Source organism: Mesorhizobium sp. UC74_2 (assembly GCF_042701485.1).
In the GTDB taxonomy this organism is placed as follows: domain Bacteria; phylum Pseudomonadota; class Alphaproteobacteria; order Rhizobiales; family Rhizobiaceae; genus Mesorhizobium.
The window spans coordinates 3179009-3190874 of record NZ_CP170562.1 but is presented as its reverse complement, the minus strand read 5'-3'; the positions used below and the strand labels follow the sequence as shown (position 1 = coordinate 3190874).

Below are 11866 nucleotides of genomic sequence, written 5' to 3'. Positions count from 1 at the left end.
GGCCCCTGTTTCTGGCCGTCAATCAGGCCAATGTGCGCTCGACAATGTCCTTGAGATCCGCCGAGAGCTTCTCCTGACCGAGGATCGAGACCAGGGCTTCGCGCGCATGGCCTTGCCGCACGGGTTCGAGGGAGCGCCATGAGCGCATGGCTGTAGCAAGCCGCGCGGCGACCTGAGGGTTGCGCTTTTCGACCTGCAGGACGATGTCGGCAAAGAAACGATAGCCTTGCCCGTCGGCGCGGTGGAACCCGGTCTGGTTGGCACCTGCGAATGTACCGATCAATGCGCGCACGCGGTTGGGATTGGCGATCGAAAAGGCAGGGTGCCCGCTCAATGCCTTTACCGTTTCCAGCGCACGCTGTCCCGGTACGCCTGCCTGGATAATGAACCACTTGTCCATCACCAGTGCGTCGTCCGAATACTGTTTCTCGAACTGTTTCAAGGCTTTGTCAGCTTGGGCGGAATCAGTGTGGCGGTGAGCGAGAACGGTCAGGGCAGCAGCCCTGTCGGTCATATTGGTGGCTTTCTCGAAGTGGTCAGCGGCGAGGTCGGCACCGCTCGGCAACAGCGTAAGGTAGTCGAGCAGCACGTTGCGCAACGCGCGGCGGCCCGCGCCGTCGGCGTCGGGCAGGAAGGGGGCGCTGTCGCGCAATTCCTCGTAGAGACGCCTGAAGCCGTGCTGGTTGGCTGCGGCAATCGTCTGAGCGCATGCATGCCGCGCCGCAAGGATGGCCTCTGGGTCGATCCCCTTGCCGATCTCGCGTGCGATGTCGGCTTCGCCCGGCAGGCTGAGCGCCAGGGCACGGAATGCCGGTTCCAGCGACGCATCTGCAGCGATGCGTCCGGCCAGCGCTTGAAGATGCTCGCCGAATTCCGGCTGCTTTCCGCCAAGTACATTGCGGAAGCCGGCGATCAGCGCATCGGTAAGCAATGTGTTGAAGGCTTGCCAGCGCGAGAAGGCGTCGCTGTCGTTGCCGGCCAGGAAGATCAGATCTTCCGCCTTCTGTTCCAGCGACAGCGTAATCGGTGCCGAGAAGCCGCGATTGAGCGAAAGCACCGGCCGTTCGGTGATGCCGGTGAAGCGCACCGATTGATGGCGCTTGCGCAGGTGGATGACACCGTTCTCGACTGTTGCACCCTCGACGCCGCTGTAGGGCAGGTCGCTGCCGTCGGCTCCGACAAGGCCGAATGCCAGTGGTATGTGCATCAGCCGCTTGCGGCTTTCCGATGGGGTCGGGGCAAGCGACTGTTCGATCTCAAGCGTGAAGACGCGGGCCGCCTGATCGTAGCCGGAACTGACGGTTACATGCGGCGTGCCGGCCTGATGGTACCACAGCGCGAACTGCGAGAGGTCGCGGCCCGAGACGTCCTCGAACACCTTGAGGAAATCGTCGATGGTGGCAGCCTCGCCGTCATGGCGCTCGAAATAAAGGTCCATGCCGGCACGGAAGGTTTCTGCGCCGAGGATGGTGCGGATCATTCGCACCACTTCCGAGCCCTTCTCGTAGACAGTTGCGGTGTAGAAATTGTTGATCTCGCGGTAGCGTCGCGGGCGCACCGGATGCGCAAGCGGGCCCTGGTCTTCCGGGAACTGGTGGGCACGCAGCGTGCGCACTTCGGCGATGCGTTTGACCGGGCGCGAGCGCTCGTCCGCCGAGAATTCATGGTCGCGATAAACGGTCAGCCCTTCCTTCAGGCAAAGCTGGAACCAGTCGCGACAAGTGATTCTGTTGCCTGTCCAATTGTGAAAATATTCATGGGCGATGATCGCCTCGATGTTGGCGAAGTCGGCGTCGGTGGCAGTCTGTTCGTCGGCCAGAACATATTTGTCGTTGAAGATGTTGAGCCCCTTGTTCTCCATCGCGCCCATGTTGAAATCGGAGACGGCGACGATGTTGAAGACATCGAGATCGTATTCGCGGCCGAACTTTTCCTCGTCCCATTTCATGGAGCGTTTGAGGGCGTCCATGGCGTAGCCGGCCAGCGCTTCCTTGCCGTGCTCCACATAGATGCCAAGCTCGACCTTGCGCCCCGACAGGGTGGTGAATTCGTCAGCCAATTTGCCGAGGCTGCCGGCGACAAGCGCAAACAGGTAGCTCGGTTTCGGGAATGGATCATGCCAGACCGCGAAGTGTTTTCCGTCACCGATATCCCCGTGCTCGACCGGATTGCCGTTGGCCAGCAGCAGCGGCGCCTCGCTGCGATCGGCCTCGATGCGCACGGTGTAAACCGACAGGATATCAGGCCGATCCAGGAAATAGGTGATGCGGCGGAACCCCTCGGCCTCGCATTGCGTGCAATAGACGCCGCTGGAACGATAGAGGCCCATCAGGGTGCTGTTGGTCGACGGGTTCACATCCGTTTCGATGGTCAGCCGAAACGGCTTTGCCGGCGGCTTCAGGATGGTCAACTGATCCGCTGTCGCGGCATATTCGGTCGCGCCAAGCGGTTTGCCGTCGATCGAAACGCCGGCAAGTCGCAATTCATCGCCATCCAGCACCAGCGGGGTTCCCGCCACTACACCTTGCCGGGGTTCGACGGTCAGGGTCGCGATGATCCTGGTCGCTTCCCTGGAAAGCGAGAAATTCAGCTCGGTCCTGGGGATCAGGTAGTCGCTGGGGCGATAGTCTTCGAGCCTGAAGACCTGGCCGGTATCTGTGCGCATCCGTCGATTTTTCCTGATGAACTCGGCGTAGCCGGCATTTGCTGGGACAAGATAAAAGAGGTTGCGGCTCTTTACACGAAACCGTCCCTCGACAAAACTGCCGGTACATCCCCAAGGCTTTCCCAGCCTTCTCCGATCCCCGCGAGGTTGTCATGTCTGTCGTCACACCCAGATTCGGGATGGGCGCCTCGGTCCGTCGGCTCGAGGACAATGCCTTCATCCTTGGACAGGGACGCTACACCGATGACATCAGTCCGGACGGCGTGTTGCACGGCTATGTCGTTCGCTCTCCGGTCGCCAAGGCGCTTTTTTCGGTCGTCTCGACAGAGGCAGTGCGATCGGCGCCTGGTGTCCATCTGGTTCTTACCGGGGCCGATCTCGATCATCTCCGCGACCTGCGATCCGGCGTCATGCAGCCGCAGCCCGACGGCTCCCGGGCACCGACGCGTGACATACCGATCCTGTGCCGGGACGAGGTAAGTTATGTCGGCGACGCGATCGCTTTCGTTGTGGCTGACAGTCGCGAGCAGGCACAGGACGCAGCCGAGTTGATCGAGCTCGATTTCGACACACAGGATGCCGCCGCGGTAACGGCGACGGCGCTCGACGAGGAAACAGCGCCGGTCTGGCCGGAACTCGGTTCGAACCGTGCGTTTGCCTATCACATCGGAGACACGGCGAGGACGGACGCTGCCTTTGCGAAGGCAGCCAAGGTCACTCGCATCAACTTCGTCAACAACCGGCTGGTCTGCAACTACATGGAGGCGCGTGCCGCCATTGGCGAATGGAAGCAGCAGGAGGGACGCTTCGTGCTCACCACCGGTTCGCAGGGCGTGCATTCGATGCAGAAGATCGTCAGCGGCGTGCTGGGTATAGGCAAGGATGAGCTGCGGGTTGTGACCCCGGATGTCGGCGGCGGGTTCGGCCCCAAGACATTCGTTTACCGGGAGCACCTGCTGGTCCTGGAAGCGGCCAGACGGCTTGGACGGCCCGTGAAGTGGACCGGGGACCGGACCGAGCATTTCCTGACCGACGCACACGGTCGCGACAATGTCACCAGCGCAGAAATGGCGATGGACCAGGAGGGGCGCTTTCTCGGCCTGCGCGTGAGCCTGATCGCCAACATGGGTGCTTATATCTCGCAATACGGACCGTTCATTCCGGTCGTCGGCGTTTCGATGTCCACTGGCGTCTACGACATCCAGGCGCTCGATGTTTCGGTTACCGCTGTCTACACCAACACCACGCCCGTCGACGCCTATCGCGGCGCGGGCCGTCCTGAAGCCGCGCTCCTGATCGAAAAGCTGGTCGACGCCTGCGCGCGCGACATGGACCTGACCGCCGACGAGATCCGGCGGCGGAACTTCATCCGGCCGGACCAGATGCCTTACCGCACACAGACCGGCCGCCTCTACGATACCGGCGAATTCGAAGGCCACATGAACCAGGCCATGCAACAGGCTGAGTGGACTCAATTTTCCACGCGGCTGGAGGAGGCGACGTCTCGTGGGAAGATCCGCGGCATCGGCATGGCGACCTATGTCGAAGCCTGTGCTTTCGCCGGTTCCGAGCCGGCGCATGTCGAATTGAACGGCGACGGCACGATCACGCTGAAGATCGGCACCCAGACCAACGGCCAGGGCCACGCCACGGCCTACGCGCAACTGCTGGCCGAAAAGCTCGATCTGTCCATCGACCGGATTCGTGTTCGTCAGGGCGACACCGACGAATTGAAGGCTGGCGGCGGCACCGGCGGTTCGCGCTCCATTCCTCTCGGAGGTGTTTCCACTGCGCGAGCAGGTGAGGATCTGGCCGAAAAGATCAGGCGCATCGCAGCCGACGAACTGGAAGCTGCCAGCGCCGACATCGAGCTCAAGGATGGCATCGCCCGGATCGTCGGCACCGATCGCGCGATGGATTTTGCAGCCATCGCCAGGGCGGCGAAAAAGCCGGAGGACCTCAAGGGGTTCGGCGAATTCGTGCAGGACGAGGCGACCTATCCGAACGGCACGCATATCTGCGAAGTCGAGATCGATCCCGACACGGGAAGCACGGAGATCGTGCGCTACACCATCGTCGATGACTTCGGTGCGACCGTAAACCCGCTGCTTCTCGCAGGCCAGGTGCATGGTGGTGTCGTCCAGGGCATCGGCCAGGCACTGGTGGAGGAGACGGTCTATGGTGAGGATGGCCAGTTGCTGTCGGCCAGCTTCATGGACTATGCCATGCCGCGCGCAGACAGCGTGCCATTCTTCCATTTCGAGACCCGCAACGTGCCTTCGACCACCAACGCGCTCGGCATCAAGGGAGCGGGCGAGGCCGGGACGATCGGCGCTACGCCGGCGGCACTGAACGCTGTGACCGATGCGCTTCATCGCGCCTACGGCATAAGACATATCGACATGCCGGCGACACCGTCGCGCATCTGGGGGGCGATACGGGACGCCGGCATGCAGTGACGTCAAATGCATCTTCCGTCCAGCCGCATACGCTGGTCGGCATCACGCTGAAGATTCTTTCGGTTTCGGTGTTCGTGGCGATGTCGTCGCTGATCAAGGCCGCCGGCGAGTTGCCTGCCGGCCAGATCGTTTTCTATCGTTCCTTCTTCGCCATCTTCCCGATCCTGGTCTTCCTCGGTTTTCGGCGCGAACTGCGCACGGCCTTTTCCACCAGGCGTCCGCTCAACCACATCGCGCGCGGCGTGGTGGGGGTTTGCGCCATGGGGTTCGGTTTCTTCGCGTTGACGCGCCTGCCGCTGCCGGAAGCGATCACGCTGAACTATGCGCAGCCGCTTCTGGTCGTGGTGTTCAGCGCCATCTTCCTGCGCGAGACCATCCGCATCTACCGTTGGGGTGCGGTCATCGTCGGTCTCATCGGCGTCGTCATCATTTCCTGGCCGACGCTCACCCTGCTGCGCTCGGGCGCTGCCCTTGGCGACCAGGAGGTGCTGGGCGTGATCGCCGCATTCATCGCAGCGGCGATCTCGGCGGTTGCCATGCTTCTGGTGCGAAGCCTGGTGCACAGCGAGCGCACGGCAACCATCGTTCTGTGGTTCTCGCTGACGGCGAGCATCCTTGCCCTGCTGACCATTCCGTTCGGCTGGCAGACGCTGGCGACCAGACAGGTCGTGCTGCTGATCCTGGCCGGTTTCTGCGGGGGGCTCGGGCAGATCCTGATGACCTCCGCCTATCGCCATGCCGAAGCCTCGGTCGTGGCGCCGTTCGAGTACACCTCGATGCTGCTCAGCATCGTCGTCGGCTATCTCGCCTTTGGCGACGTGCCGACGCTCCACATGCTGGTCGGAGGGGCGATCGTGGTTGCCGCTGGCCTTTTCATCATCTGGCGCGAACGGCAGCTCGGCCTTGAGCGAGCCTCGGCGCGGAAGGCTTCGCAGCCACCCGGCTGATCAGGCTTGTCCTGCGGTTTTCGTCCGTTCGAGCGCGAGGCGGGTCAAAGCCTGTCGTGTTTCTTCATCGGCGGGGAAGAAGGTTTCGATCGCAAGTTCGGAGAGCGTGACGTCGAGCGGCGTGCCGAACACCGTGGTCGTGCTGATGAAGGACAATACGGTGTCACCAAGCCGCATCCGCAAGGGATGAACGATTGCATTGCTTTCCGGCTTCACCGGTCTCGTGCTCGAGTGGACTGGATAGGTCCGCAATTCTTCCTCGAGCGCTTCCAGGACAGGATCGCCGGAGGCTTCGACCTGTTGTTTCAGGCGTTCCAGGAGATGCGCGCGCCATTCGGCGAGATTGGCGATGCTGGATGCAACGCCCTTGGGATGCAGGCTGAGCCGCAACACATTGACCGGTGCCTGCAGCAGTGACGGGTCGCTGACGCCGGCAAGCATCGGCGCAAGGGCATCATTGGCGGCAACGAGGTTCCAGTGCCGGTCGACGGCGAGCGCGGGAAAGGGCTCATGCCCTTTCAGCACCAGCTTTACGGCTTCCATCGCTGGAGCGAGGTCGGGGTCATTCAGCGAGCGTTCGCCGAAGGAAGGCGCAAAACCGGCGGCGAGAAGGATTTGATTGCGCTGCCTGAGCGGCACCGAAAGCTGTTCCGAGAGCCGCAGCACCATCTCGCGCGATGGCATGGCACGGCCACTTTCCACGAAGCTCAAATGTCGCTGTGAGATCTCGGCCTCCATGGCGAGATCGAGCTGGCTCATGCGTCGGCGCGTGCGCCATTCGCGGAGCAGGGTACCGGCAGAGATCTGGGGGGCGCTCATGAAAATCCTGTCTGGTGACTGGTGAAACGAGAGATCGGCTGCCCTTCGCGCATCGGGCGAGGATGCGTATCGGGACAGCCGCAAATCTATGATCGGAGAAAATTCATTTCCATTACCTGGCGCGTAATCGCCGTGGCTGAACCGGCCTGACAATCTCTGTCCATCAGATGCCGGACGGTCCGCAGCATCACGAGCCTGGAGAAAGATCATGCAGATTTCAGTTTCCCCATTCCTCCGCAATGTGCTGCTGCTCGATGCGCTGGCGAGTGGTGCCACGGCCATCATCCTGCTCGGCGGCGCTCATATGCTTAGCCCTCTGCTGGAAATTCCTCAGAGCCTGCTGTTCTGGTCAGGTGCTATGCTGGTGCCGTTCGTGCTCATGGTGCTCGCGGTGTCACGCCGGCAGACTGTGTCGCGCACCATGTTGGTCGAGATCATCGCAATCAATGTGTTGTGGGTTGTCGCCAGCTTCGGCTTGCTGGTTTCCGGTGTCGTCTCACCGAACCTGCTCGGCATTGCCTTCGTCTGCGCCCAGGCGATCGCAGTAGCTCTGTTCGCCGAACTGCAATATGTCGGCCTGCGCCGCCTGGCTGTTTGAGAAAAGCCTCCGACACAAGGACGTTTCTGCCCGGCTGACGATCGTCCCGGGCAGATTTTGTTTTCATGAGAGGGAACGCAGTTTCATTTTCACTTCGACGAAATCGCGCCAGGCCAGTCGTTTATGCGCGGGCGTGCGCAGCAGATAGGCGGGGTGCAATGTGGGCATTGCAGGTATGGCAATGCCGCCGGCTGTCGTATGGGCGCGCCAGTTGCCGCGCAATCTCAGAATACCTTCGGTGGTGTTGAGCAGGGTTTTTGCCGAAGGTCCGCCGAGATTGACCAGGACCTTCGGATTGACCAGTTCGATCTGCCGCTCGATGAACGGCCGGCAGATTTCGGTCTCGTGCGGGGTAGGCGTGCGGTTGCCCGGTGGCCGCCATGGGATGACGTTGGCGATATAGGCGGATTTGCGGTCCAGGCCGATCGCTGTCAGCATCCGGTCGAGGAGCCGGCCCGAGCGGCCGACAAAAGGCAATCCTTCGAGATCCTCGTCGCGACCCGGCGCTTCGCCGACCAGCATCAGCGCGGCTTCCGGATTGCCGTCAGCGAAGACGAGATTCTTGGCGGTGAACTTCAGGTTGCAGCCATCGAAGCCAGCCATGGCCTCGCGCAATTCGTCCAGGTTGGAGGCCTTGCCCGCAAGCTGGCGCGCGAGCTGAACCTGAGCCTCGTCGGGCACCGCAGCGGTAACTGGACCGCGCTGGGCGGCAGCCGGATTGGCGGGGCTGCTTTCTGCGAAAGCACCGCCGGTTCGAGGGCGTCGATCCGAGGATGGTTCGGGAGCTGAAGCTGAAGTAGCCGCACTTCGGATCTGTGCCATCTCGGCGAAGCGGTCCAGCGGCTCCTCTGTCAATGCTTCATCGACACCGGCGTCCAGATAGAAGGCCAGCAGCTCGTGCAGCTCCGGTTGGTTTTGGGATGAGAGGGCATTCATGGCCGCACCATCTTCCGATGGCTGGAAAATTGCAAGCTTGAGACAAGGCGCCTTGGGTTGGTTCAACCCCTGCGGTTTTCTCACCATCCGCTTGCCATCTCATCTCTTCAAGGAAGCATGCAGCGGGCGAAATGGGCCGGCTAACTCGACGGAACATGCGGCTCCTGCACCAGATAGATGGCCAGGTGCGGCGTGTAGTCGGTTACCGGAATTCGAATTCCGCAACATGTTTCGGATCGGCGTGGCCTTTCTTGAACACGAGCCGGTCATAGGGACGCATTTCCCGTTGGAATTCGCCATAGTCGGCGGAATGGATGTTCTCGGGGCTCACATTGCGCTGATCGAAAGAAAGACCGTCTGCATCGTCGCTCAGACGGCCGAGGGCGGATTGAAGTTCGAATTCGAACTCGACCCAGGGTTCGCCACTGTTGTTGAGTGCGCTGATGCGAAGGTAAAGCTGCCCGGACGCATAGTCCCCGGAAGGATCAAACGGCACTAACGGTCGCGTGGTGCGAACGGTCAGTGTCACTGGAGCTGGCGAATCCAGCTCTTCTTCGATCACAATGGGGTCGTCGCGTGTCCCTTTGCCGGAAGCGTCGGTGATCCGGAAATCGCCAAGTTCGTCCGAGACGGAATAGGGACCGCACGACCATATCTTGTGTTCGACGGCTTGGCTCGGTGATGGTGCCATGGCGAGGGAGCCGATAAGGGTCGCAAGGAATGGCAACTGGCGAGTGGCGAAAGGACGCCATGGTGAAAACCGTGTCGGGACGGTGCTGCACATACAATGAGTATGGCTGATTGCGGGCTTTCCGGAAAGCTCAGCGTGCAGCAAGCCATCAGCTCGATGGAATACGCGGATCCTGCATCAGATAGAAGGTCCAGCGCGGCGTGTAGTCGGTGACCAGGAATTCGAATTCCGCTGTTTCCAGCGGATCGACCTTGCCCTTGGTGAACAGCAACCGGTCATAGGGTTCGAAATTGCGGTCGAAGGTCGCAAAGTTCGACGATCCTATGTTTTCGGGTGTCTTGTTGCGCTGATCGAAGGAGAGGCCGTCGCCGAACACGCTTGGCTGGTCGAGAATCTCCTGCAGTTCGAACTGGAATTCCACCCAGGCATGGCCGCTGTTGTTGAGTGCATTGATGCGCATGTAGATGATGCCGCTGGCATAATCGCCCGTGCTGTCGAAGGGCTGGATCGGCTTGATGGTGCGGATCGTCAGCGTCACCGGTGTTGCGGAAGTGAATTCCTCGTCAATGACGATAGGGTCCGCGCGCGTGCCTTTGCCGGAGACGCCCCTGATATGGAAACCACCGAGCTCGTCGGAAAAGGAATAAGCTCCGCTTTCCCAAACCTTTTGTTTCTTTTGAGCCTGGCCCGGAGAGGCTAACAGGAGAAAGCCGAGGATGGCCGCCGGCCACAACAGGCCCGAGGCGGAACGGAGGCGCGACGTTGCTAAGCCGGCTGGCCCATGAATGCGCATGAACAGGACTATGACCGATAACGGGTGTCTCGAAAAGCGTCCGTTTTCAGGTGTATCCTGTAATTGACGTTTACGTGAACGTAAAATATTCTGAAGAACGTGGCGGCTTCGTCTGTTGTCAATGCGATGCCGTCGTTCCATGCCGGTTTCGCGTCGCGGAATGATGCGCTATGGAGCGCATGAGCCAGCAATATGCCGGAACGGCAAGCCAGTGCGGAGGGACCTATGAGCGAGATCGAACGCGAGAGCATGGAATTCGACGTGGTGATCGTCGGAGCCGGGCCGGCAGGCCTCGCCGCGGCGATCCGGTTGAAGCAGCTCAATCCCGATCTTTCCGTCGTGGTACTGGAAAAGGGCGGCGAAGCGGGGGCACACATTCTCTCCGGCGCGGTCGTCGACCCGATCGGCATCGACCGCCTTCTGCCCGGCTGGCGCGAGGAGGGAGATCATCCCTTCAAGACGCCGGTTACCGCGGACCATTTCCTGCTGCTCGGGCCGGCAGGTTCCTTCAGGCTGCCGAACGTTCTCATGCCGCCGCTGATGAACAATCACGGCAACTTCATCGTCTCGCTCGGCAATGTCTGCCGCTGGCTGGCCGGCAAGGCCGAGGCTCTGGGCGTGGAAATCTATCCGGGTTTTGCCGCAGCCGGCCTTCTCTACAATGAGGAAGGCGCGGTCACCGGTGTTTACACCGGCGACATGGGGGTGGAGAAGGACGGTACGCACGGGCCGAACTTCGCGCCAGGCATGGCACTGATGGGCAAATATGTGCTGATCGGGGAGGGCGCGCGCGGTTCACTCAGCAAGCAGCTCATCGCCAGGTATCAGCTCGACGCTGGCCGCGAGCCGGCCAAATTTGGCATTGGCCTGAAGGAACTCTGGCAGGTCAAGCCGGAGAACCACAAGCCTGGTCTTGTCCAGCATTCCTTTGGCTGGCCGCTCGATATGAAGACCGGTGGCGGTTCCTTCCTTTATCATCTCGAGGACAACCAGGTGGCGGTCGGCTTCGTCGTCCACCTGAACTACAAGAACCCGTATCTGTCGCCCTTCGAGGAATTCCAGCGCTTCAAGACACACCCGGCCATCGCGCCGACCTTTGCCGGCGCCAAGCGTCTCGGCTATGGCGCCCGCGCCATCACCGAGGGCGGTTACCAGTCGGTGCCGAAGATGTCGTTCCCCGGCGGTGTTCTGATGGGCTGTGCCGCAGGCCTCGTCAACGTGCCGCGCATCAAGGGCTCTCACAATGCCGTACTGTCCGGCATGCTGGCAGCAGAGTATGCCGTGGAGGCGATTGCCGCCGGTCGTGCCAATGACGAACTTGTCTCCTACGAAGAAGCCTGGCGCGACAGCGACATCGGCAGGGATCTGAAGAAGGTACGCAACGTCAAGCCATTGTGGTCGCGCTTCGGAACACTCGCGGGTGTTGGCCTTGGCGCGCTCGACATGTGGCTGAACACGCTGTTCGGTTTTTCGCCGTTCGGCACGCTGAAGCACGGCAAGACCGATGCTGCATCGCTTGAGCCCGCGTCGAAGCACCAGAGGATCGCCTATCCAAAGCCCGATGGCGTGCTGACCTTCGATCGCCTGTCGTCGGTCTTCCTGTCTGGCACCAACCATGAAGAGGATCAGCCGGTCCATCTCCAGGTCAAGGATGCCGCGCTGCAGGTGAGTTCGGAGCACGATGTCTTCGGCGGTCCGTCGACGCGCTATTGTCCGGCCGGTGTCTACGAGTGGGTGGACGCCGACGGCAACGCCGCGGCAGATCCGTTGGCCAAGGATGTGCGTTTCGTCATCAACGCGCAGAATTGCGTGCACTGCAAGACTTGCGACATCAAGGACCCGAACCAGAATATCAACTGGGTGCCGCCGCAGGGTGGCGAGGGGCCAGTCTACCAGAACATGTAGTTTCGGGACCGCGCATCGGCAGGAATTCGGGATCGATTCCGGTAAATGCGGTG

At 61.3% G+C, this 11866-nt stretch carries 9 protein-coding genes; 4 read left to right on the top strand and 5 right to left on the bottom strand.

Annotation, left to right across the window (positions count from 1 at the left end; all coding sequences use genetic code 11):
- Window positions 1–22 precede the first annotated feature (22 nt).
- On the bottom strand, window positions 23–2665 hold the full coding sequence (pepN, locus tag ACFJIU_RS15590; RefSeq protein ID WP_379061237.1) for an aminopeptidase N: 2643 nt from the start codon (window positions 2663–2665) through the stop codon (window positions 23–25).
- 152 nt (window positions 2666–2817) lie between these two features.
- Here pepN and ACFJIU_RS15585 point away from each other — a divergent pair, with 152 nt between their 5' ends.
- Both ACFJIU_RS15585 and ACFJIU_RS15580 read left to right on the top strand, forming a co-directional pair.
- Complete coding sequence (locus ACFJIU_RS15585) at window positions 2818–5124, top strand: xanthine dehydrogenase family protein molybdopterin-binding subunit (RefSeq protein ID WP_379061235.1); 2307 nt, start codon at window positions 2818–2820, stop codon at window positions 5122–5124.
- Window positions 5121–6071, top strand: a complete 951-nt coding sequence (locus tag ACFJIU_RS15580) for a DMT family transporter (protein ID WP_379061233.1) — start codon at window positions 5121–5123, stop codon at window positions 6069–6071. The genes ACFJIU_RS15585 and ACFJIU_RS15580 overlap by 4 nt, the downstream gene beginning before the upstream one ends.
- Here the strand turns inward: ACFJIU_RS15580 and ACFJIU_RS15575 are convergent, their stop codons facing one another.
- On the bottom strand, window positions 6072–6890 hold the full coding sequence (locus tag ACFJIU_RS15575; RefSeq protein ID WP_379061231.1) for a helix-turn-helix domain-containing protein: 819 nt from the start codon (window positions 6888–6890) through the stop codon (window positions 6072–6074).
- 208 nt (window positions 6891–7098) lie between these two features.
- Between ACFJIU_RS15575 and ACFJIU_RS15570 the strand changes: the two genes are divergently transcribed.
- Complete coding sequence (locus ACFJIU_RS15570) at window positions 7099–7488, top strand: hypothetical protein (RefSeq protein WP_379061229.1); 390 nt, start codon at window positions 7099–7101, stop codon at window positions 7486–7488.
- Window positions 7489–7551: 63 nt separating this feature from the next.
- On the opposite strand, the gene ACFJIU_RS15565 is transcribed toward ACFJIU_RS15570, so the two are convergent.
- The 3 genes from ACFJIU_RS15565 to ACFJIU_RS15555 form a co-directional block, all read right to left on the bottom strand.
- Window positions 7552–8424: a uracil-DNA glycosylase family protein gene (locus ACFJIU_RS15565; RefSeq protein WP_379061228.1), complete on the bottom strand. Its 873-nt coding sequence runs from the start codon at window positions 8422–8424 to the stop codon at window positions 7552–7554.
- Window positions 8425–8626: 202 nt separating this feature from the next.
- On the bottom strand, window positions 8627–9115 hold the full coding sequence (locus tag ACFJIU_RS15560; protein WP_379061227.1) for a hypothetical protein: 489 nt from the start codon (window positions 9113–9115) through the stop codon (window positions 8627–8629).
- A 148-nt stretch (window positions 9116–9263) separates the two neighbouring features.
- A complete protein-coding gene (locus ACFJIU_RS15555; protein ID WP_379061225.1) occupies window positions 9264–9908 on the bottom strand; it encodes a hypothetical protein in 645 nt (214 codons plus the stop codon).
- A gap of 225 nt (window positions 9909–10133) precedes the next feature.
- On the opposite strand from ACFJIU_RS15555, the gene ACFJIU_RS15550 reads away from it, so the two are divergent.
- Window positions 10134–11813 carry an electron transfer flavoprotein-ubiquinone oxidoreductase gene (locus ACFJIU_RS15550; RefSeq protein ID WP_379061222.1) on the top strand — a complete coding sequence of 560 codons (1680 nt, stop codon included), beginning with the start codon at window positions 10134–10136 and terminating at the stop codon, window positions 11811–11813.
- Window positions 11814–11866 lie beyond the last annotated feature (53 nt).